The following is a 21982-nucleotide window of genomic DNA, read 5'->3' as shown; positions in this document are numbered from 1 at the left end:
GGTGACATCGAGGCGGGACACACCCGGCGCGCCTGCGTGCATCACGCGGTGTCGGCTGCCTACGGTCGCGCGGACACCGGAACGGGGAGCCCTCGACCATAGACCTCCACTCGAGGTCGAGGGTCGAGGGTCGCCCCGCGTGTCGGCCGGTGTCGCCGAGCTCCGCAGTGAAAGGCGGTCCCATGACGCCCCCGCACAACTACCTGGCCGTGATCAAGGTCGTCGGCATCGGTGGCGGCGGCGTCAACGCCGTCAACCGCATGATCGAGGTCGGCCTCAAGGGCGTCGAGTTCATCGCGGTGAACACCGACGCCCAGGCCCTGCTGATGTCCGACGCCGACGTCAAGCTCGACGTCGGGCGCGAGCTCACCCGGGGGCTCGGCGCCGGCGCGGCCCCCGACGTGGGGCGCCGCGCGGCCGAGGACCACGCCGAGGAGATCGAGGAGGTCCTCAAGGGGGCCGACATGGTCTTCGTGACGGCGGGTGAGGGCGGCGGCACGGGCACCGGCGGCGCCCCCGTCGTCGCGGGCATCGCCCGCAAGCTCGGCGCCCTGACCATCGGTGTCGTGACGCGCCCGTTCTCGTTCGAGGGCAAGCGCCGCGCCACGCAGGCCGAGAACGGGATCCAGGAGCTGCGCAACGAGTGCGACACGCTCATCGTCATCCCGAACGACCGGCTGCTCCAGCTCGGCGACGTGTCGCTCTCCCTCATGGACGCCTTCCGGTCCGCCGACGAGGTGCTCCTCTCCGGTGTCCAGGGCATCACCGACCTCATCACGACGCCGGGTCTGATCAACCTCGACTTCGCCGACGTCAAGAGCGTCATGTCCGGCGCCGGCAGCGCCCTCATGGGCATCGGGTCGGCCCGCGGTGACGGCCGCAGCGTCGAGGCCGCGGGCAAGGCGATCAACTCGCCCCTGCTCGAGGCGTCGATGGACGGCGCCTACGGCGTGCTGCTCTCCATCGCCGGCGGCTCGGACCTCGGCCTGTTCGAGATCAACGAGGCCGCCTCGCTCGTCCAGGAGGCCGCCCACCCCGACGCCAACATCATCTTCGGGACGGTGATCGACGACTCGCTCGGCGACGAGGTCCGGGTGACCGTGATCGCCGCCGGCTTCGACTCCGGCGCCCCGACGCACTCGAAGTCCGTGCCGGGGAGCGCCCTGGGGCAGCCGCCGGCGCGCAGCGGCCCCGGGCGCGGGCCGATCGCCGGTGGCGACTCGGGGCCGCGGCACTCGCAGCCGCCGAGCCAGCCCCAGCCGGTGATCCCGCCCGCCGTCGCGCAGGCGCCGACGACGCCGGCGACGCCGGTGCCGAAGCCGGAGGAGCTCGAGGCGGCCCGGCAGGGGAGCACCCCGGAGGAGAAGGAGCCCGCCGCGGCGGAGAAGCCGGCGAAGAAGGCCGAGGACGACGACGTGGACGTCCCCTCGTTCATGCGCTGACACCAGCGGGCTTGAGACGATGGGCGGCGTGCGGGTACGTCGTGTCCTGACCACGCGTGCGGGCGGCCGGTCGCGGCCCCCGTACGACTCCTTCAATCTCGGTGACCACGTCGGGGACGACCCGGCGGCGGTCGCCGCGAACCGCGAGCGGCTCGCCCGCGGCATCGGGCTCGACCCGTCCCGGGTCGCGTGGATGAACCAGGTCCACGGCACCGACGTGGCGGTCGTCGAGGGCCCGCAGCAGGAGATCCCCACCGCGGACGCGCTGGTGACCGAGGAGCCCCGGCTCGCGCTCGCCGTCGTCGTCGCGGACTGCGTGCCGGTGCTGCTCGCGGACGCCGAGGCGGGCGTGGTGGCCGCGGCCCACGCGGGCCGGACGGGCGCTGCCGCGGGCGTGCTGCCCGCCACGCTCGCGACGATGGAGAAGCTCGGCGCCGAGCGGGAGCGCGTCGACGTCCTGCTGGGGCCGTCGGTGTGCGGGCAGTGCTACGAGGTCCCCGCCGCGATGCGCGACGAGGTGGACGCCGCGCTGCCGGGCAGCGCGGGCACCACGCGGATCGGCACGCCGTCGCTGGATCTGCGCGCGGGGCTGGTGCGCCAGCTGCGCGAGCACGGGGTGACGGCGGTGGACGCCGACTCGCGGTGCACGCTCGAGGACGACCAGCTCTTCAGCCACCGCCGCACCCGGCCGACCGGCCGCCTCGCCGGGGTCGTCTGGTGGGAGTACGACCGCCGGTGAGCCGACCCGACACCGAGCCGGCCGAGGACGCGCGCCGCGAGACGCTCCGGAGGGCGCTGGCCGACGTGCGCGGTCGGATCGACGCGGCGGCGCGCGCGGCCGGGCGCGACCCGGCCGAGGTGGGCCTGCTCGCCGTCACGAAGACCTGGCCCGCCTCCGACGTCGCCCTCCTGGTCGACCTCGGCCTCGCCGAGTTCGGGGAGAACAAGGAGCAGGAGGGCGCGGCCAAGGCCGACGAGCTCGCCGCCCTGCGTCCCGACGCGGCGGCACGGTGGCGGATCGTGGGCCGGCTGCAGCGCAACAAGGCGCGCTCGCTCGCGCGGTGGGCGCACGCGGTGGACTCGGTCGACTCGCCCAGGCTCGTCGACGCCCTCGACCGCGCGGCGGGCGCCGCGCTCGACGCGGGGGAGCGGTCCGAACCGCTGCACGTCCTGGTGCAGGTGAGCCTCGACGGCGCCGAGGGCCGCGGCGGGGTGGTGGTCGACGAGGTCGAGGTGCTGGCCGAGCGTGTCGGACGCAGTGCCCACCTGTCCCTCGACGGCGTGATGACGGTGGCTCCGCGCGACGCCGACCCCGGAGAGGCCTTCGGCACGTTTGCGGCCGTCGCCGAGCGGGTGCGCACGGCGTTTCCCCACGCGAGGACCGTCTCAGCAGGCATGTCCGGCGATCTCGAGGCCGCGATCGAGCACGGTTCGACGTGTGTGCGTGTCGGAACGGCGCTCCTCGGCACCCGGTAGCTAGCGTTCCGTGTGAGTGAATGACACGGATGTAAGTCGGCTGTCTCGCGGGTCGGTCGGCGGTGAAGGGGAGAGGGCTGCCATGACCGCTCTGCACCGGGTGAAGGCGTACTTCGGCATGGTGCCCGCGGACGAGTTGGACGCCTACGACGGGTACAGCGACGACCCGTACGGCGACCGCCCCTCCCGCGCCGGTGACCGCTACGACGGCTACGCCGCGGACCGGTACGGCCGGCGGCGTCCCGACGCCGACCGGTACGAGTCCGAGCGCTTCGAGTCCGACCGCTTCGAGGAGCGGTACGACTCCTACGGGGACCGCTACGAGTCCGACCGGTACGACGACCGCTACGAGCGGCGGGGCGCGCCCGAGCGCGACCGGCCGCTGACCGACGACCGGGTCCGCACCCCGCGCCCCCGGGACCCCGAGTCCGAGGGCCGCGCCGAGCGCGAGCTCCCGCGGCTCGCCGACGACGACCGGACGACGTCCGGTGACCGTGACGAGGAGGCCGACGTGTCCGTCCGCTCCACCACCCGGGGTCGTAGCTGGGAGCAGAACACCGGGCCGAACCACACCTCGCGCTCGCGCGGGGGTGCCCTCGCGGCCGTGGGGTCGTCGTCGTCCTCCTCCTCGTCGTCCGCGAGCTCGCTGTCGGGCTCGCTCGCGTCCGCCGGCGGCTCGGGCACCGAGGCGCTGCGCGCGTCGGGCGCCGCCGCCCTCGCGCTGTCCGAGGAGCCCGTCCGCCCGGTCCGCGCCGTCGAGGCGACCCCGGCGAAGAGCACCGACACCCCTGCCGTCCCCGAGATCACCACGCTGCGCCCCACCAGCTACAACGAGGCCCGCGTGATCGGCGAGCGCTACCGCGACGGCATTCCGGTGATCATGAACCTCACCGAGATGGACGACGCCGCCGCCAAGCGGCTCGTCGACTTCGCGGCGGGGCTCGCCTTCGCCCTGCGCGGCTCGATCGAGAAGGTCACGAACCGCGTGTTCCTTCTCTCACCGCCCAACGTCGAGGTCTCGGCGACCGAGCGACGGAAGTTCGCCGAGACGTCGTGAGCGGCTCTTCCTGAGCCGAATCTGAGAGCGGGCAAGACCTCGCCAGGCGATTGCGGTGGGTGGTCGGACGAGGGCGGTGAGCGTCCGACCGGCCCAGCCGTGCCGCGTGGAGCAGGGGATGTCCGGCCGCTACGGCCGGTCGACGTCGGTGAGCGGTTCCGCACCGTCCGGCCGATCGCTCTCTGGCGTGTCGCGAGGTACGCGTGTGAGTGGCCTGAGCATGATCCGTGGCGCTCCGTCACCGATCGGGCGTCGTTCGCAGCGCATCCCTGGACCTGTCCACTATGGTTCACCTGCTCGCAGAGGTCATACTCTGCGTGTCGCGGAGCTCGAAGAGCCCGAGGTACCTGGGGTTCCGCAGCCGAGGAGTGCTTGAGGAGATCCGATGCCGCTGACCCCTGCCGACGTCCACAACGTCGCGTTCAGCAAGCCGCCGATCGGCAAGCGGGGCTACAACGAGGACGAGGTCGATGCGTTCCTCGACCTCGTCGAGGCCGAGCTCGGGCGTCTGATCGAGGAGAACAACGATCTCCGCGAGCAGGTCGAGCAGCTCGAGCAGCAGCTCTCGAGTGCCCACGCCGATCTGGACGACGCCCGTAGCAAGGCCGCGCAGGCCCCGTCACAGCCGAGCAGCCCGTCGCAGCCGCCCGCTCCGGCCACCACGATGGTGCAGCCGCAGCAGCAGCAGCGTCCCGTCGAGGACGCGCCGCGCACGGTGCAGCAGCCGATGCCGGTGGCCCAGCCCGCCCCGCAGCAGTCGGTCGTGCCGCCGCCCTTCGGCGCCGACCCCTCGCCCGTGGGCGGGGGTGACCACCACGTCCAGGCCGCGAAGGTCCTCGGCCTCGCGCAGGAGATGGCCGACCGGCTGACCGCCGAGGCCAAGTCCGAGGCGGACGGCATGCTGTCGGACGCCCGGACCAAGTCCGAGCAGCTCCTCTCCGAGGCGCGCACCAAGTCGGACAGCATGGTCAACGAGGCGCGCAGCCGCGCCGAGACGATGCTCAACGACGCGCGCACCCGGGCGGAGACCCTGGAGCGGCAGGCCCGTGACAAGGCCTCGACGCTCGAGCGCGACGCGCAGCGCAAGCACAACGAGACGATCACCCTCATCGAGCAGCAGAAGAGCGGCCTCGAGAAGAAGATCGACGAGCTGCGCACGTTCGAGCGCGAGTACCGCACCCGGCTCAAGACCTACCTGGAGTCGCAGCTCCGCGACCTCGAGGGACGTGGCTCGGCGGCTCCGGCCGACGGGTCGAGCCGCAACGGGTCCGGGGGATACGCGACCAGCGGATACGGCTCCCGGGCCGAAGCCGGCAGCTGAGTCGGGCGATCCGGTCGGGGCAGGGGAAGGCCTGCGACCGGTGACCCGACCCGGTAGGTGAGGGGTCGATCGTGCTTCTGCTCGTCCTGCTCTGCGTCTTGGCGGCGTTCGCCCTGCTCGTGGTCGCCGTGGTCACCGCCACGGCGGCCTGGGCCTGGGGTTCGGTGGCCGCCAGCGCGGTGGCCGCCGGCCTGTTGATCGCCGACGTGATGCGGCGGCGCAAGGCCCGCGCCACCACGCCGGAGGCCGCTCCGGCCGCCGTCGGCGCTCCCGCCGGCCCCGGTGCGCCGGGGCAGGAGGCGTGGGCGCAGCAGCCCTCGTCGCAGCCCGTGGGCGCCTCGGGTCCCGGCCCGCAGGACCGTCCCGTGGGTCCGCCGACCGGCCAGTCCGGCCCGGGTCAGCCGGGTCAGGGCCAGCAGGGACAGCACGGGCAGGGTCAGCAGGGGCCGCACGGCGGGCCGGGCGGTCGGGCCCCCATGCCGCCGCCCCCGGCGCGTCCGCGTGGGATCCCGCGGGGCCTGCGGGCCTCCGCCTCGGGCCGTCTCGGGCACGACCCGTCGCGCGTGCCCAACGCCCCCGAGGGCTCGCGCTTCCTGGGGCTCGTGCCCCTCCCCAACACCCCCGCGGCCGGACCGGGTGCCCGGCCGGGCGGGATGCCGCCGCAGGGTCCGCCCGGGCCGCCCCGCGCACCGCAGGGCCCGGGTCGTCCCGGTGCCCCGCAGGCCCCCGCGGGTCAGTCGTCCGCCCCGCGCGTCGGCGACGGCCCCGACGCGGTGACCGAGGCGCCGACCCGGGACCGCAGCAGCGCGGTCGCCTCCGGCGCGTCCGACGTCACGCAGGCCGACGGCCGGGGACCGGCCGCCGCGACCGCGACCGTCGGTGGCCCCGTCGCGTCCGCCGCCACCCCGTCGTCGGTGTCGAACCACGGCCCGGAGGACGAGCAGGACGCCACCAACCGCATGCCGGCGGACGCCCTCGAGCGGGCCCGCCGCGAGGCGCCGGCCGGTGCGCCGCAGGAGCGCCCGGAGCGTCCGGAGCGTCAGGACTCGCGGGTCGACGGCCCGGAGTCGGACACGACGGCCGTGTCCGGGCGTCCGGGCGACTCCGCCCAGGCCGCCGCCGAGGGCCGCCCCGGCGCGTCGGAGGGACGTGGTCCCGGTGCCGCCGCCGCGTTCGGTGCGGCCGGCGTCGCCGCCGGTGCCGCCGCTGCTGCCGCCACCTCGGGCGGCCGGGACCGCGCGTCGGGACCCCCGGCGTCGGCCGCGGGCCAGGCGCCGCAGGGTCAGGCGCCGCAGGAGCGCTACTCCCAGGCCGCGCCGCAGGGCTACGGCAGCGAGGCGCCACGGGGTCGCCCCCAGGGCCAGCAGCCGCAGGGCCAGCAGCCGCAGGGCCAGCAGCCGCAGGGCCAGCAGCCGCAGGGCCAGCAGCCGCAGGGCCAGCAGCCGCAGGGCCAGCAGCCGCAGGGCCAGCAGCCGCAGGGTCAGCAGCCGCAGGGTCAGCAGCCGCAGGGTCAGCAGCCGCAGGGTCAGCAGCCGCGGGGCCAGCAGGGCCAGGTGCCCCGACAGGCCCCGTCGCAGCCGGCGCAGACCCGGCTCGGCGACGGTCCGCCGCCGCACCAGCCGGCCGACGCCGACGGCGGGGCGCCGTCCGCTGCGGCCCAGACCCCGCCGGCCCAGACTCCTCCGGCCCAGACTCCTCCGGCCCAGACCCCCGGTCGGGATGGCGCGGGGCAGGGTGCGGACACGGAGCACACGGGGACGAACGGGCACGGTCGGCAGACGCCGCCGCCGATGACGCCGCCGCCGATGACGCCGCCGCCGGCCCGCGCGCCCGAGCCGGACGACGAGCAGCCCGACCGCGCCAGCCTCGACGTCGTCGTCGCCCGCGTGGACGAGGTGCTGGTGATCGACGAGGAGCCGCGCTTCCACCTCGGCCGGTGCGGCTACCTCTTCGGCCGCGAGGTCATCCCGCTCCCCGTGTCCGAGGCGATCGAACTCGGGTTCACCGGGTGCTCCTGGTGCACCCCGGTCCGGTCGCTCGCCGAGCAGCACGGGGCCGACAGCCGCCGCTGAGGTGGAGCGGGTCGGGGCCGCCCGTGATCAGATGGTCACCGTGGAGACCCCGACCGGCACCCCGACCCGCACCGCCGCCGCTCGCTGGGCCGCCCTCATGGCGGCCCGGGCGGTCCCGGACGAGATCCTCGCCCACGCCCCGGCCAGCCCCTACCGCCAGGACCCGGAGCGGTTCCTGCCCGCCGCGGAGCCGGCCGACACGCCGTCGCGCCGCGCGGCGGTGGCCGTGCTCGCCGCCTCGCCCGACCGGACCGTGCTCGACGTCGGGTGCGGCGCCGGCGCGGCGTCGCTCGCGCTGGTGGGGGAGGCGCGCCACGTCGTCGGGGTGGACCCGGCGTCGGACATGCTGGCCGCCTTCGTCCGCGCCTGCCTGGAGTGGGACATGCCCTACCAGGGCGTGCTCGGCTCGTGGCCGGAGGCGCTGCCCGACACCGGCACCGCCGACCTCGTGCTCTGCCACCACGTCGGGTACGACACCGGCGACCTCGCCGCCTTCGCCTCCGGGCTGACCGCCGCGGCGCGCGTCGGGGTCGTCATGGAGATCCACGCGACGCACCCGCAGGCCTGGCTCGACCCGTTCTGGGACCGCTTCCACGGCGTGCGCCGCCCGGCGCCGCCGACGGCGGACGACGCCCTCGCGGTGCTGACCGAGCTCGGCGTCGAGCCGGAGGTCCGGCGGTGGACGGCGGACCCGCGGCCGGTGGAGGACCCGGACGCCCGCGCGGCCCGGGTGACCCGCCGGCTCTGCCTCCCGCCCGACCGAGCGGGCGAGGTCGCGGAGGTGCTCGCGACGCACGACGGCCCCACCACCCCGCCCGCCGAGCGTGTGACGTTCAGCTGGCGGACCTGAGTCGGACGACGACGCCGGGTCGGCCGGGGTCGCGGCGCTACGATCGCCCCTCGGGTCGGGATGGGTGACGACAGGGAGGGCCGCGGCGCGTGGACCGGCTGCCGCTGCTGCTGGGGATCGGCTCGGCCGTCGTGCTGCTCGCGGTCGTGGCCGTCCGCTTCTCCACCCGGCTCGGTCTGCCCTCGCTGCTGCTCTACCTCGGCATCGGGGTGCTCATCGGCGAGGCCGGTCTCGGCATCCGCTTCGACGACGCCGCGCTCACCCAGGCCCTCGGGGTCGCCGCGCTCGTCCTGATCCTGGCCGACGGCGGGCTCTCCACCCGCTGGTCGACGGTCCGTCCGGCGCTCGGCCTGGGCATCGCGCTCTCGACGATCTCGGTCGCCGTCAGCATCACGGTCACCGGCTACGCGCTGCACTGGCTCCTGGGCCTCGACCTGCGCGTCGCCTTCCTCTGGGGCGCGGTGCTGGCGTCGACCGACGCCGCGGCCGTGTTCAGCGTGCTGCGCGGGCTCGGGCTCGGCGGCCGGCTGGTCGGTGCCCTCGAGCTCGAGTCCGGTCTCAACGACGCGCCCGCCTTCATCGCGGTCCTGCTGCTCTCCGCCGGCACCGCCGTCTCCTGGACCGACCCGCTGCTCGTCGTCTACGAGCTCGTCCTGGGCGGGGTGCTGGGCGTGGTCATCGGACGGCTCGGCGCCACGGGCCTGCGGCGCTCCGCGCTCCCGGCGACCGGCCTCTACCCCCTCGCGACCCTCGCGGTGTGCGTCGGCGCGTACGCCCTCGGCCAGAGCCTGCACGCCTCCGGGCTCCTCGCCTGCTACGTCGCCGCCCTGGTGCTCGGCAACGCCGCGCTGCCGCACCGGGAGGGCACCCGGTCGTTCGCCGAGGGCGTCGGCTGGCTCGCCCAGATCGGTCTGTTCGTGCTGCTCGGCCTCTACGTCTCCCCGGACCGGCTGCTCCCGGCCGTCGTCCCCGCCGTGATCGCGGCCGCGGTCCTGCTCCTGGTCGCCCGGCCGCTGTCGGTCGTGGCGGCGGCGGTCTGGTTCCGCGTGCCGTGGCAGGAACAGGCGTTCCTGTCGTGGGCGGGGCTGCGCGGAGCGGTGCCCATCGTGCTCGCGCTGGTCCCGCTCACCGGGGGGCTGCCCGGGGCGCGCGAACTGGTCGACGCCGTGTTCGTGCTCGTCGTCGTGCTGACCGTCGTGCAGGGGACGACCCTCCCCGCCGTCGCGAAGGCCCTCGGCCTGGCGAAGCCCCCGGTGCAGGAGATCGAGGTCGACGCGGCGCCGCTGGAGGCGTTGCGCGCGGACCTGCTGCAGATGACCGTCCCGCAGGGGTCGCGGATGCACGGGGTCTACGTGCGGGAGCTGCGTCTGCCCGAGGGCACGGGCCTGTCGCTCGTGGTGCGCCGCGGGGCGAGCTTCACCCCGCAGGCCGACACCCGGATCCAGGAGGGCGACCAGCTGCTCGTCGTCGCCACCGCCACCGCGCGCGAGGCCGCGGAACGTCGGCTGCGGGCGGTCGACCGCTCCGGCCGGCTCGCCCGCTGGCGCGGGGACTCCGGCACCCCGACGTCCCCCTGAGCGGGGCGTGCGGGGGTTCACGGCGAGCTCGCGGCGCGGCGGGGGAGGATGGGGACATGACCGACGCCAGCGACGGCACCGCCGCGAGCGCCGCCACCGACGCGACCGTGCCGGGGCAGGCCGCTCCGGGCTCCCGTCGGCTGCCGCTCCTGGTGGCCGTCGCGGTGGTCGTCCTCGTCGTCGACCTCGCCACGAAGATCGCGATCGTCGCCGCCATGGTCGACGGCGAGCGCATCCCGCTGCTGTTCGACGGCACCGTCAGCCTCGTGCTGGTGCGCAACCCGGGCGCGGCGTTCTCGCTGGCCACCGGCATGACGTGGTTGCTGACCCTGGTGGCGGTCGCCGTGGTCGTCGGGATCGCCCGCTACGCGCGGCGCATGCGCTCGCGGGGCTGGGCGATCGCGCTGGGCCTGGTCCTCGGCGGGGCCCTGGGCAACCTGGTCGACCGCTTCTTCCGCAGCCCCGGGCCGCTGCAGGGCCACGTGGTCGACTTCGTCTCGGTGGGCTGGTGGCCGGTGTTCAACGCCGCCGACTCCGCGATCTGCCTGGGCGGCGCGCTCCTGGTGGGGCTCGCGCTGTGGGGCATCGAGATCGACGGCACGCGGTCCGGGCGCGAGCCGGTGGGGGCCGGAGACGCAGCGCAGCGCAGCTCGACCACGGGGTCGGGTCGATGAGCCTGCGCACCCTGCCGGTCCCCGACGGCCTCGACGGGATGCGGCTCGACGCCGGGCTCTCCCGCATGCTCGGGCTGTCCCGCACCGTCGTCGCCGCGCTCGCCGAGGAGGGCGCCGTGCGCCTCGACGGCGCCGCGGCCGGCAAGTCCGACCGGCTCGTCGCGGGCAGCTGGCTGGAGGTCGACCTGCCCGACCCGGAGCGCGACCCGGCCGAGCGCGTGGTCACGGCGCGGGCCGTCGAGGGCCTGGTCGTCCTGCACGAGGACGACGAGATCGTGGTCGTCGACAAGCCGGTGGGCGTGGCGGTGCACCCGAGCCCGGGCTGGACCGGGCCGACCGTCGTGGCCGGCCTCGCCGCCCTCGGCGTCTCGATCGCGACGTCCGGCGCGGCCGAGCGGCAGGGCATCGTGCACCGGCTCGACGCCGGCACCACCGGGGTGATGGTCGTCGCCAAGTCCGAGCGCGCCTACTCGGTGCTCAAGACCGCCTTCCGCGAGCGGACCGTCGCCAAGATCTACCTCGCGGTCGTCCAGGGCCACCCGGACCCGAGCGACGGCACCATCGACGCCCCCATCGACCGGCACCCGAAGCACGACTGGCGCTTCGCCGTGATGACCGACGGCAAGCCGTCGGTGACCCACTACCGCACGCTCGAGGCGTTCCCGGCGGCCTCGCTGCTCGAGGTCGAGCTCGAGACGGGGCGCACGCACCAGATCCGCGTGCACTTCTCCGCGTTGCGCCACCCCTGCGTGGGCGACTCCGGCTACGGCGCCGACCCGACGCTCTCCAAGCGCCTCGGGCTGACCCGCCAGTGGCTGCACGCCCACCGCCTCGGCCTGCACCACCCCGCCGACGGCCGGTGGGTGGAGTTCGTCAGCGAACCGCCCGCGGACCTCGCGCACGCCCTCGACGTCCTGCGGGCCTCGAACTGAGCGAGGGGCCCGACCCCGTCGACGACGAGGAGGAGGACGAGGACCTGCCGCGCTGGCCGCGCTATGTGATCGCGGTGGCCGTGCTGCTCGTCGTCGTCCTGGTCACGGCCTGGGCGGCGGGTACCCAGCGCAGCGGCCCCGATCCGACCGGCGGCCCGGCGGGCGGGACCGACGCGGTCCGCCTCGGGCCCGGGCCGGGGGAGGACGTCACCGCCTACCTGGCCCGCGTCGCCGCGGTGCCCGAGCCCGGTGACCCCGCGCCGCGGCTCGCGCTCGTGCAGTTCGACGCGAGCCTCGCGCCGGGGTCCGCCGCAGCCGCCGTCGGGAACGTGACCCCGCTGCGGGCCGTGGTGCGCGTGCCGTTCCCCCGCGTGCAGACCGCGCTGCGGGAGATCGACCTGCAGCCCGCGCCGCCCGAGGCGGCCCTGCGGGCGGCGCTGACCACGGCGGCCGGGCAGGCCACGCAGGACGCGACCGTCGCGGCGCCGGGGACCAGGCGGGCGGCGGTCGCCGCCGCCGAGGCCGCCGCGCTGGGGCGCCCCGACTGCGCCTGCCTCGTCGCGGTCGTCGTCCGAGTGGCCCCGGCCGACGTGCCCGCCCTGCGGGCGCGGCCCGGCGTCCGGGCGGTCCAGGTCGCCCTGCCGGACGCGACCCGGACCCGCCTCGCCGTGTCGCCGCTGCTGCCCGAGCAGGGACCGGGCCGCGCGGACGGACCCGTCGTCGGGCCCGTTCCCGACGACGGGCCGGTGCCGCCGACCGGGTGACCCCCGTCGGTGTGGTCCGCGTGAGCGGAGACACGACGTGACGTGCACGGTACGGGTGCGCGCTGGACGACGCCGCGTGACGGAGGACGATGGAGGGTACGTCAGAGGTACCGCATGAGCTGGTCTGAATCGAACCGGCCAGCGCGGAGGGGAGAGAGGTGCAGGGCTGATGAGTGCCGCGCAGTCGTCGGGAGCGGCCGGGACGGACACGCGTCCCCACGTCGTCGTGGTGGGAGCGGGCTTCGCCGGGATCTCCGCGGTGCGCTCGCTCCGCAAGGCGCCGGTGCGGGTCACGCTGATCGACCGGCACAGCTACTCGACCTTCCAGCCGCTGCTCTACCAGGTCGCCACGGGCGCGCTGAACCCCGGCGACATCACCTACGGCGCGCGCTCGTTCGTCTCCGGCGTGGAGCGCAAGAGCTCGACGTGGGTGACCTTCCGCAAGGGCGTGGTCACCGAGATCGACCCCGAGGCGAAGGTGCTGACCCTCGACGTCGGGCCGGCCCTCTCCTACGACTACCTGATCCTGGCCAACGGGGTCACGACGAACTACTTCGGCGTGCCCGGGGCCCGCGAGAACGCCTACCCGATCTACACCCGCGCCGAGGCGCTCGCGGTGCGCGACCGGATGATGGGCTACCTGGACCACATCGCGGCGACCGGCGAGACCGACGGCGCGTCGGTGGTCGTGGTCGGCGGCGGCGCGACCGGCGTCGAGATGGCCGGGACCCTGGCCGAGCTGCGCAACTCGATGCTGCCGACCCGGTTCCCCGAGCTGGACCCGGACCACGTCAAGGTCATCCTGCTCGAGATGACCGACAAGGTCCTCGGGCCGTTCGACGCGAAGCTGCGCCAGTACGCCGCGAACCAGCTGCGCGAGCGCGGCGTCGAGCTCCGCCTGGGCACCGCCGTGTCCGAGGTGCGCGGCGACCGCGTGGTGCTCAAGAGCGGCGAGGAGATCCCGGCGCAGATGACCATCTGGGCCACCGGGGTCGCCGCGCACGACACGGTGAAGAAGTGGGGCCTCACCCAGGGCCGCGGCGGCCGCATCGTCGTCGACTCGCAGCTGCGCGTGCCCGAGCACCCCGAGGTGTTCGTCGCGGGCGACATCGGTGTCATCGACGACAACCCGCTGCCGCAGCTCGCCCAGCCCGCGATCCAGACCGGCTCTCACGCCGCGAAGAACCTGGTCGCGCTGCTCGAGGGCCGGCCGCTGTCGCCGTTCAAGTACTTCGACAAGGGCACGATGGCCACCATCGGACGCCGCGCCGCGGTGGCCGAGATCGCCCACGGCCCGAAGCTGACCGGCACCATCGCCTGGCTCGCGTGGATGTTCGTCCACATCTTCGCGCTGCTCGGCAACCGGAACCGGATCATGGTGTCGCTGGCGCTGACGTTCCGCTACATCGGTCAGCGGCGCTCGCAGCTCGTCGTCGGCGACTGACCCGGTGGGCGCGGTGAGGTGACCAGCCTCGCCGCGTCGCACCCGGCCGGACGTGGGAGGCTGGCGGCCCGAAAGATCAGGGACCTCAGTCTGGAGAGAGAGCATGGCCTCGCCCGTCAACGTCGTCGTCACCGGTGCCGCCGGTCAGATCGGTTACGCGCTGCTCTTCCGCATCGCCTCCGGTCAGCTGCTCGGGGAGGGCCGCAAGGTCCGGCTCAAGCTCCTGGAGATCCCGCAGGCCGTGAAGGCCGCCGAGGGCACCGCGCTCGAGCTGGAGGACGGCGCGTTCGAGCTGCTCGACGGCGTCGACGTCTACGACGACGCGACGAAGGCCTTCGAGGGCGCCAACGTCGGGCTGCTCGTCGGTGCCCGCCCGCGCACGAAGGGCATGGAGCGCGCCGACCTCCTCGAGGCCAACGGCGGCATCTTCAAGCCCCAGGGCGAGGCGCTCAACGGCGCGGCCGACGACGTGAAGGTGCTCGTGGTCGGCAACCCGGCCAACACCAACGCGCTCATCGCGGCGTCGAACTCCGACGTGCCGAAGGACCGCTTCACGGCCATGACGCGGCTGGACCACAACCGCGGCCTCGCGCAGCTGGCCAACAAGTTCGGCGTGGGCGTCGACCAGATCTCGAAGTTCACGATCTGGGGGAACCACTCCGCCTCGCAGTACCCCGACGTCTCGAACGTCCTCATCGACGGCAAGCCGGTCGCGGACCAGATCGACCAGAGCTGGCTGACCGACGAGTTCATCCCGCGCGTCGCCAAGCGCGGCGCCGAGATCATCGAGGTGCGCGGCGCGTCGTCGGCGGCCTCCGCGGCCGCGGCGGCCATCGACCACGTCCACACCTGGGTCAACGGCACCCGCGAGGGCGACTGGACCTCCGCCGCGATCGTCTCCGACGGCTCGTACGGCACCCCCGAGGGCCTCGTGTCGTCCTTCCCCGTCACCGCCAAGGACGGGAAGTGGGAGATCGTGCAGGGCCTCGACATCTCGGACTTCTCCCGGGAGCGGATCGACGCCTCGAACAACGAGCTCGCCGAGGAGCGCGAGGCCGTGAAGAAGCTCGGCCTCGTCTAGGACGGCCCACCCGGTGTCGACGGGCGGCACCCCGACAGGGCAACCTGTCCGGGTGTCGCTCGGAACCGTCCTCACCGCCATCGTCACGCCCTTCGACGAGCAGGGGGCCGTCGACGAGAAGACCTTCGTCGACCTGATGCACCACCTGGCCGCCCACGGTTCCGACGGGATCGTCGTGTGCGGGACCACCGGTGAGTCGCCCACCCTGTCGATCGAGGAGCACATGCGCCTCGTCGAGCTGGCCTGCGCGGAGCGCCCCGCCGGCGTGACGATCGTCGGGTCGGCCGGCTCGAACGACACCCGCCACGCCGTCGAGATGACCGAGCGCGCGACCGCCGCGGGCGTCGACGCGATCCTCTCGGTCACCCCGTACTACAACCGGCCCAACCGCCGGGGTCTCGCCGCGCACTACCGCGAGGTCGCGAAGGCCACCGACAAGCCGATCGTGCTCTACAACATCCCGTCGCGCGTCTCCCGCGACGTGCCGAACGACGAGCTCGCCGAGCTGGCCCAGATCGAGCACGTCGACTACGTCAAGCAGGCCGCGAACGCGAACCTCGCGAAGGTCGACGGCCTCGGCATCTACGCCGGCAACGACGAGCTGTACGCCCCCGTGCTGGACCTGGGGGAGTGCGGCGTCATCTCCGTCGCCTCGCACGTCTGCGGCGACCTCATGGCCCGGATGGCCCGCGAGCCGGAGCACCGCGCGGAACTCGAGGCGGCGTTCAAGCCGATCCTCGACGCGCTGTCGGTCACGGTGAACCCGATCCCGGTCAAGGCCGCCCTGGCGATGCTCGGGCTGTGCGGCCCGGGTCTGCGTCTCCCGCTCGTCGAGGCCTCCGACGAGGAGGCCGCGGTGGTGCGCGCCGCCCTGGAGGGTGCGGGGCTCCTCTAGGGCCCTTCCCGACGGCGGGTCGGCCGGTCCGGCCCGCCCCGCGGGCGCCTTCGCGGCTTGCTGCGGCCCCGCGGGTGCCTTGTCGCGGCTTGCCGCCGCTCCACGGGTGCCTTGTCGTGGCCTGCCGCCGCCTCACGGGTGCCTTGTCGTGGTCTGCCGCCGCCCCGCGGGTGCCTTGTCGTGGCCTGCCGCCGCCCCGCGGGTGCCTTGTCGCGGGGATTCACAACGACAGGGCGACCCGAGGTCGGCCGGAGCCCACGACAGGGTGCCGACGGAGACCGGCGGCCGGACGTCGCCCTGCCCGCGAGTGCCTTGTCGTGGTCCGTGCCCGCCCCCGCCGTGCCTTGTCGTTGTGAATCCCCGCGACAAGGCGAGCCGAGGTCGGCCGTAGCCCGCGACAAGGCGAGCCGAGGACGGCCGCAGCCCGAGACGAGGCGCCCCACGAGGCGCCCGTCCACTCCACGTGGCCTCGGATCGCCTCGCATCAACGGCCGAGGCTGTCGGACCCCTGCGTCACCCTCCGCGTGTCCGATCGACACGAGGGGGATGCCATGCGACGAATCGTGGACCTGGCCGAGCTGGGGCGACTGTGGTCGACCGGCGACGACCCGTCCTGGGAGGACACGTTCGACCGGGACGACGAGGACGACGACGAGGCCTACGGGCCGATCCCGTGCGACGGCTCGGTGTGCTGTCCGTGCGGCTCGTGCGACGCGCGGAACGCCTCCCGGGCGCCGACACGCCGCCCCGGGTCGGTGAGCAGCATCGACGGTCCGCCCCCCGAGTGAGCGCCGAGACTGTCGGACCCGACGGGTAGCGTGGCCCCGTCCTGACCGGCAGCCCGCGGGGAGGTTCCTGGCGTGTCCGACGACTCGTTCGTCCACCTCCACACCCATACCGAGTTCTCGATGCTCGACGGCGCGGCGCGGTTGGACGACCTGTTCACCGAGGCCGCCCGCATGGGCATGCCGGCCCTCGCGATGACCGACCACGGCAACACCTACGGCGCCTACGAGTTCTGGAAGAAGTCGAAGGCGCACGGGGTCAAGCCGATCATCGGCATGGAGGGCTACATCGCCCCCGGGTCCCGGCACGAGCGCAAGCGGGCGACCCTGAACGGCGTCAAGGCCGACCAGGACAACCCGGGCGAGATGTACACCCACATGACGCTCCTGGCGGAGAACACGGAGGGGATGCACAACCTCTTCCGGCTCTCCAGCCTCGCGAGCCTCGAGGGGTACTACTACAAGCCGCGTATGGACCGGGAGCTCCTGGAGACCTACGGCAAGGGGATCATCGCGACGACGGGCTGCCCGTCGGGCGAGGTCGCGCGCCTGCTCCAGTACGGCGACCGCGACGGCGCCATGCAGGCCGCCAGCGACTACCGCGACATCTTCGGCCGCGACAACTTCTTCTGCGAGCTGATGGACCACGGCATCGAGATCGAACGCCGGGTCCGCGACGACCTCTACGACCTCAAGAAGAAGCTCGACCTGCCGGGCCTCGCGACGAACGACCTGCACTACACGTACGCGAAGGACGCGAAGCCGCACGAGGTGCTGCTCTGCGTGCAGACCGGCAAGACGATGAACGACCCGAACCGGTTCCGGTTCGACGCGCAGGACTTCTACCTGAAGTCGGCCGCCGAGATGCGCGCGCAGTGGGACCCGGTGTTCCCGGAGGCGTGCGACAACACGCTGGCCATCGCCGAGCGCGTCGACATCACGTTCACCGAGGGCCGCGACCTGCAGCCGGTGGCGCCGGTCCCCGAGGGCGAGACCGAGGGCAGCTGGCTGGTCAAGGAGGTCGAGCGGGGCCTGCACTGGCGGTTCCCGAACGGCGTCCCGGACAACTACCGCAAGCAGGCCGAGTACGAGGTCTCGGTCATCATGCAGATGGGCTACCCGGGCTACTTCCTGGTGACGGCCGACCTGCTGAACTACGCGCGCTCGGTCAACCTGCGCGTCGGGCCGGGCCGAGGCAGCGCCGCCGGCAGCCTCGTGGCGTACGTCCTGGGCATCACCGACCTCGACCCGATCCACCACAAGCTGATCTTCGAGCGGTTCCTCAACCCCGAGCGCGTCTCCATGCCCGACATCGACATGGACTTCGACGAGCGCCGGCGCGGCGAGATGATCCGCTACGTCACCGAGAAGTACGGCGAGGAGAAGATCGCCCAGATCATCACCTACTCCACGATCAAGGCGAAGGCCGCGATCAAGGACTCCGCGCGCGTGCTCTACGGCCAGCCCGGCTACGCGGTGGCCGACCGCATCACCAAGTCGATGCCGCCCGCCGTCATGGGCAAGGACATCCCGCTGTCCGGGGTGTTCGACCCGAGCCACAAGCGCTACTCCGAGGCCGCCGAGATGCGGGCGCTCTACGAGTCGGACCCGCAGGTCAAGGAGATCGTCGACACCGCGCGTGACCTCGAGGGCCTCAAGCGTCAGTGGGGCGTGCACGCGGCCGGCGTGATCATGTCGAGGGAGAACCTCATCGACGTGATCCCGATCCAGCGTCGCGAGGCCGACGGCGCGATCATCACGCAGTTCGACATGGGGGTCTGCGAGACCCTCGGGCTGCTCAAGATGGACTTCCTCGGCCTGCGCAACCTGACGATCATCGACGACGCGCTGAAGAACATCACGCTGAACGGCAAGGAGCCGCTCGACCTCGACAACCTCGGGCTCGACGACAAGGCCACCTACGAGCTGCTCTCGCGCGGCGACACCCTCGGGGTCTTCCAGCTCGACGGCGGGCCGATGCGCGACCTGCTCCGCCGGATGGCGCCGACCGAGTTCGACGACATCTCCGCCGTCGGCGCGCTGTACCGGCCGGGCCCGATGGGCGCAAACGCGCACAACGACTACGCGGACCGCAAGAACAAGCGCCAAGAGGTCACGCCGATCCACCCGGAGCTGGCGGAGCCCCTCAAGGACGTCCTCGGCGAGACCTACGGCCTGATCGTCTACCAGGAACAGGTCATGGCGATCGCCCAGAAGCTCGCGGGCTACTCGCTGGGCAAGGCCGACCTGCTCCGCCGCGCCATGGGCAAGAAGAAGAAGGAAATCCTCGACAAGGAGTACGAGGGTTTCGCCCAGGGCATGAAGGACAACGGCTACTCCGCGGCCGCGATCAAGACGCTGTGGGACATCCTCCTGCCGTTCTCCGACTACGCGTTCAACCGCGCGCACTCGGCGGCCTACGGCGTGGTGTCGTACTGGACCGCGTACCTCAAGGCGAACTACCCCGCCGAGTACATGGCCGCGGTGCTCACCAGCGTCCGGGACGACAAGGACAAGGCGGCGATCTACCTCGCCGAGTGCCGCCGCATGGGCATCACGGTGCTGCCGCCGGACGTGAACGACTCGGTGCGCGACTTCGCCCCGGTCGGGTCCGACATCCGCTTCGGTCTCGGCGCGATCCGCAACGTGGGCGCGAACGTCGTCGAGTCGATCGTCGGCAGCCGCCGCGAGAAGGGCAACTTCACCGACTTCTCGGACTTCCTGCGCAAGGTCGAGCAGCAGGTCTGCAACAAGAAGACGGTCGAGTCGCTCATCAAGGCCGGTGCGTTCGACTCGCTCGGACACCCGCGCAAGGGACTCGCGCTGGTGCACGCCGAGGCCATCGACGCGGTGATGACCACCAAGCGGGCCGAGGCCGACGGTCAGTTCGACCTCTTCGGGAGCTTCGACGAACCCGACGACGGCGCCGAGGCCGTGGACACGACGGGCATGTTCGACGTGAAGGTCCCCGACGGCGAGTGGGAGCCCAAGCACCGGCTCGCCCTGGAGCGGGAGATGCTCGGCCTCTACGTGTCCGGGCACCCGCTCAACGGGATCGAGCACGTGCTCGCCAGCCGCGCCGACACCCCGATCACCAAGATCCTCGAGGGTGACGTCGCGGAGGGTGCGCAGGTCACGGTGGGCGGCATCCTCGCCAGCGTCACCCGACGGGTGAACAAGAAGGGCGAGCCCTGGGCGTCGGCCCAGATCGAGGACCTCGCCGGCGGCATCGAGGTGCTGTTCTTCCCGCGGACCTACGCGGCCGTGTCGATCGACGTCTCCGAGGACGCGATCGTGCTGCTCAAGGCGAAGGTCAACAAGCGGGACGACCGCGTGAGCCTGTTCGTGGAGGACCTCGCGGTGCCCGACCTGTCCACCGGCGCGCAGGCCGCTCCGCCCGTGCGCGTCACGATCGAGAGCGCCCGGTGCACGCCGGAGCGGGTCGGCAAGTTCAAGGAGGTCCTCGTCGCCCACCCCGGGCCGAGCGAGGTCCACCTGACGCTGCTCGCCGCGAACGGCGCGTCCCACGTGCTGCGTCTCGACGACGGGCTGAAGGTCACCAACTCCGGCGCCTTGATGGGCGACCTCAAGGCGCTGCTCGGGCCACGCTGCCTGCAGTGACGCCGGCGGCGCCGCCGCGCGTGTCACGTCAGGCAGGGTCCGGGGCTCCGGATGCTGCCTGGTGTCATCCTCGCGGAGGCGCGGGCGCCGGTGCCCGGGCGAGATCGGCGGCGTGAGCGACACGCCCGCGTCCAGCCGTGTCGTGCTCACGACGTCGTCGTGCGGGTGAGGCCTACTCGAAGCTCCCGTGCCGGCCCTCACCGGACGCGAACCGCGCCGCGCCCGCCACGCCCTCGGCCATCAGTGCGGCCAGCCCGCCCGAGAACTCAGCGGCCAGGGCGGACTCCTCGTCGAGGCCCTCCTGCCCGAGCACCGACGCCCGGTCGGCACGCAGACACACCTGCGGGAACGCGGCCAGCTCGCGCGCCAGCGACTGGGCCGCCGACAGCGCCGACCCGGCCGGCACGACCCGGTTCGCCAGCCCGATCGACAGCGCCTCCGCGGCGTCGACGGGGCGGCCGGTCAGGACGAGGTCCATCGCGCGGCTCGTGCCGATCAACCGGGGGAGACGCACGGTGCCGCCGTCGATCAGCGGCACGCCCCACCGACGGCAGAACACCCCGAACACGGCGGTCTCGTCGGCCACCCGCAGGTCGCACCACAGCGCCAGCTCCAACCCGCCCGCGACGGCGTGACCGGAGACCGCGGCGATCACCGGCTTCGACAGCCGCAGCCGGGTCGGGCCCATCGGTCCGTCGCCGGCGGGGTCGGTGCGGTTGCCCGACGGACTCCCCACCGCGGTGAGGTCGGCGCCCGCGCAGAACACGCCGTCGGCGCCGTGCAGGACGGCGACCGCCGCGCGCGGGTCCGCGTCGAACGCCCGGAACGCCTCGGCGAGTGCGAGCGCGGTCGGGCCGTCGACGGCGTTGCGCCGCTCGGGGCGGTGCAGGGTCACGGTCGTGACGGGACCGTCGTGCGTGACCCGCACCGACCCGGCGTCGGGAAGGAGGCTCATCGGGGGCTCCAGCCGAGCGCCGGGCCGAGCTTCTCGGCCATGTCGGTGAGGATCTGGACGTAGTCGGCGTGCTCGAAGGTGAACGGCAGCGCCCAGACCACCTCGCGGACCGCCCGGAACGCGGGGTTCGCGTAGAGCGCCTCGGCGATCTCGTCCGAGGAGCCGACGAGGTCGCGGGCGTAGAGCATGTTCCGGGGGCCGTGGGCGACCGCGGTCCGCGGGGTGCGGTGCTCGACGAAGGCGGCGTAGCGGGCCTTCTGGTCGGCGGTGGCGGAGTCGGTCGGGATGACGACGAGGCCCTGCGACACCCGCGCCGCGGCACCGAGCGGGTGCACCGACCGGAAGAGCTCGATCTGCTCGGCCTGGATGAGCGGGAAGACCTGCGACGCGTCGTCGCCGAGGTCGTGGCCCTCGGCCTGGATGACGTTGCTCGTGAGCATGGCGAGGCCGTGCTCCCCGGCCCAGCGCACCGAGCGCCGGCTGCCGCCGCCGTACCAGACGCGGTCGGCCAGACCCGGCGACTGCGGCTGCACGTAGTCGGAGAACGACTCGATGCCGTCGATCCCGGAGAACGTGCTCGCCGGCTCCCCGCGCAGCAGGGCCAGGAGCCGCTCCACCCGGGAGTAGGTCAGGTCCTCGTGTTCGGCGGTGTCGGGGTAGAGCCCGGCCTTCACGTCGTCCCAGTGGATCGGCGGCCCGACGCTGATGCCCGGGTTCATCCGCCCGCCGGAGAGGACGTCGACGGTGCCGAGGTCCTCGGCGTAGCGCAGCGGGTTCTCCCAGCCCAGCGGCGTCACCGCCGTCCCGAACTCGATCCGCGACGTGCGCTGCGAGGCGGCCGCGAGGATCGCGACCGGCGAGGAGATGCCGGACTGGAAGTGGCGGTGGCGCAGCCACACCGAGTCGAAGCCGAGCTCCTCGCCCAGCACGATCTCGCGCAGCAGGTACTCGTGGCCGGGCGCGGGGTCGGCGCCGTCGTAGGTGCCGAGGGTCAGGAAGCCCTGCCGCTCCAGGGGCACGCCGGGTTCGGGCATGG

17 protein-coding genes and 1 pseudogene are annotated in these 21982 nt (G+C 73.7%); 16 read left to right on the top strand and 2 right to left on the bottom strand.

Going from position 1 to position 21982, the window contains the following annotated elements:
• The first annotated feature begins 182 nt into the window (after positions 1–182).
• The 16 genes and pseudogenes from ftsZ to dnaE all read left to right on the top strand — a co-directional run bounded on the left by ftsZ (position 183) and on the right by dnaE (position 19991).
• Positions 183–1442 (top strand): cell division protein FtsZ, encoded by a 1260-nt coding sequence (gene ftsZ / locus LN037_RS23350; RefSeq protein ID WP_230757721.1) that lies wholly within the window; start codon positions 183–185, stop codon positions 1440–1442.
• Between the two features lie 28 nt (positions 1443–1470).
• Positions 1471–2181 (top strand): peptidoglycan editing factor PgeF, encoded by a 711-nt coding sequence (pgeF, locus tag LN037_RS23345; RefSeq protein ID WP_230757713.1) that lies wholly within the window; start codon positions 1471–1473, stop codon positions 2179–2181.
• Complete coding sequence (locus LN037_RS23340; RefSeq protein WP_230757704.1) at positions 2178–2918, top strand: YggS family pyridoxal phosphate-dependent enzyme; 741 nt, start codon at positions 2178–2180, stop codon at positions 2916–2918. Before pgeF ends, LN037_RS23340 begins: the two co-directional genes overlap by 4 nt.
• Before the next feature lie 703 nt (positions 2919–3621).
• Positions 3622–3975: pseudogene (locus tag LN037_RS23335) on the top strand (cell division protein SepF); the annotation flags it as partial.
• Positions 3976–4360: 385 nt separating this feature from the next.
• Positions 4361–5296, top strand: a complete 936-nt coding sequence (gene wag31, locus LN037_RS23330; RefSeq protein ID WP_230757702.1) for a DivIVA-like cell division protein Wag31 — start codon at positions 4361–4363, stop codon at positions 5294–5296.
• A gap of 71 nt (positions 5297–5367) precedes the next feature.
• Positions 5368–7368, top strand: a complete 2001-nt coding sequence (locus tag LN037_RS23325) for a hypothetical protein (protein WP_230757700.1) — start codon at positions 5368–5370, stop codon at positions 7366–7368.
• A 40-nt stretch (positions 7369–7408) separates the two neighbouring features.
• The gene (locus tag LN037_RS23320) at positions 7409–8218 is read left to right on the top strand and encodes a class I SAM-dependent methyltransferase (protein ID WP_230757697.1); all 810 of its coding nucleotides are present in this window, start codon (positions 7409–7411) and stop codon (positions 8216–8218) included.
• An 89-nt stretch (positions 8219–8307) separates the two neighbouring features.
• Entirely contained in the window at positions 8308–9795 is a 1488-nt protein-coding gene (locus LN037_RS23315; protein ID WP_230757694.1) for a potassium/proton antiporter, read from the top strand.
• Between the two features lie 56 nt (positions 9796–9851).
• The gene (gene lspA / locus LN037_RS23310; RefSeq protein ID WP_230757692.1) at positions 9852–10469 is read left to right on the top strand and encodes a signal peptidase II; all 618 of its coding nucleotides are present in this window, start codon (positions 9852–9854) and stop codon (positions 10467–10469) included.
• Positions 10466–11401, top strand: coding sequence for an RluA family pseudouridine synthase (locus LN037_RS23305; protein ID WP_230757682.1), 936 nt, complete (start codon positions 10466–10468; stop codon positions 11399–11401). The genes lspA and LN037_RS23305 overlap by 4 nt, the downstream gene beginning before the upstream one ends.
• Before the next feature lie 74 nt (positions 11402–11475).
• Positions 11476–12165, top strand: coding sequence for a hypothetical protein (locus tag LN037_RS23300; protein WP_230757676.1), 690 nt, complete (start codon positions 11476–11478; stop codon positions 12163–12165).
• Between the two features lie 169 nt (positions 12166–12334).
• The gene (locus LN037_RS23295; RefSeq protein ID WP_230757674.1) at positions 12335–13609 is read left to right on the top strand and encodes an NAD(P)/FAD-dependent oxidoreductase; all 1275 of its coding nucleotides are present in this window, start codon (positions 12335–12337) and stop codon (positions 13607–13609) included.
• A 103-nt stretch (positions 13610–13712) separates the two neighbouring features.
• Entirely contained in the window at positions 13713–14690 is a 978-nt protein-coding gene (locus LN037_RS23290; protein ID WP_230757673.1) for a malate dehydrogenase, read from the top strand.
• A gap of 52 nt (positions 14691–14742) precedes the next feature.
• Positions 14743–15585: a 4-hydroxy-tetrahydrodipicolinate synthase gene (gene dapA / locus LN037_RS23285; RefSeq protein ID WP_230757672.1), complete on the top strand. Its 843-nt coding sequence runs from the start codon at positions 14743–14745 to the stop codon at positions 15583–15585.
• A gap of 551 nt (positions 15586–16136) precedes the next feature.
• Positions 16137–16373, top strand: a complete 237-nt coding sequence (locus tag LN037_RS23280; RefSeq protein WP_230757669.1) for a hypothetical protein — start codon at positions 16137–16139, stop codon at positions 16371–16373.
• Between the two features lie 72 nt (positions 16374–16445).
• Positions 16446–19991, top strand: coding sequence for a DNA polymerase III subunit alpha (dnaE, locus tag LN037_RS23275; protein WP_230757665.1), 3546 nt, complete (start codon positions 16446–16448; stop codon positions 19989–19991).
• Between the two features lie 172 nt (positions 19992–20163).
• Here dnaE and LN037_RS23270 read toward each other — a convergent pair whose 3' ends face one another.
• The gene (locus tag LN037_RS23270) at positions 20164–20946 is read right to left on the bottom strand and encodes a crotonase/enoyl-CoA hydratase family protein (RefSeq protein ID WP_230757663.1); all 783 of its coding nucleotides are present in this window, start codon (positions 20944–20946) and stop codon (positions 20164–20166) included.
• On the bottom strand, positions 20943–21980 hold the full coding sequence (locus LN037_RS23265) for an LLM class flavin-dependent oxidoreductase (protein WP_230757662.1): 1038 nt from the start codon (positions 21978–21980) through the stop codon (positions 20943–20945). Before LN037_RS23265 ends, LN037_RS23270 begins: the two co-directional genes overlap by 4 nt.
• Positions 21981–21982 lie beyond the last annotated feature (2 nt).

The organism is Actinomycetospora soli (genome assembly GCF_021026295.1).
In the GTDB taxonomy this organism is placed as follows: Bacteria; Actinomycetota; Actinomycetes; order Mycobacteriales; family Pseudonocardiaceae; genus Actinomycetospora; species Actinomycetospora soli.
This window is presented reverse-complemented; position numbering and strand designations above follow the sequence as displayed.

Coding starts and splice junctions, on each gene's coding strand:
- ftsZ (WP_230757721.1), top strand. CDS start 183: ATGACGCCCCCGCACAACTACCTGGCCGTGATCAAGGTCGTCGGCATC.
- wag31 (WP_230757702.1), top strand. CDS start 4,361: ATGCCGCTGACCCCTGCCGACGTCCACAACGTCGCGTTCAGCAAGCCG.
- lspA (WP_230757692.1), top strand. CDS start 9,852: ATGACCGACGCCAGCGACGGCACCGCCGCGAGCGCCGCCACCGACGCG.
- LN037_RS23305 (WP_230757682.1), top strand. CDS start 10,466: ATGAGCCTGCGCACCCTGCCGGTCCCCGACGGCCTCGACGGGATGCGG.
- LN037_RS23295 (WP_230757674.1), top strand. CDS start 12,335: ATGAGTGCCGCGCAGTCGTCGGGAGCGGCCGGGACGGACACGCGTCCC.
- LN037_RS23290 (WP_230757673.1), top strand. CDS start 13,713: ATGGCCTCGCCCGTCAACGTCGTCGTCACCGGTGCCGCCGGTCAGATC.
- LN037_RS23280 (WP_230757669.1), top strand. CDS start 16,137: ATGCGACGAATCGTGGACCTGGCCGAGCTGGGGCGACTGTGGTCGACC.
- LN037_RS23270 (WP_230757663.1), bottom strand. CDS start 20,946: ATGAGCCTCCTTCCCGACGCCGGGTCGGTGCGGGTCACGCACGACGGT.
- LN037_RS23265 (WP_230757662.1), bottom strand. CDS start 21,980: ATGCCCGAACCCGGCGTGCCCCTGGAGCGGCAGGGCTTCCTGACCCTC.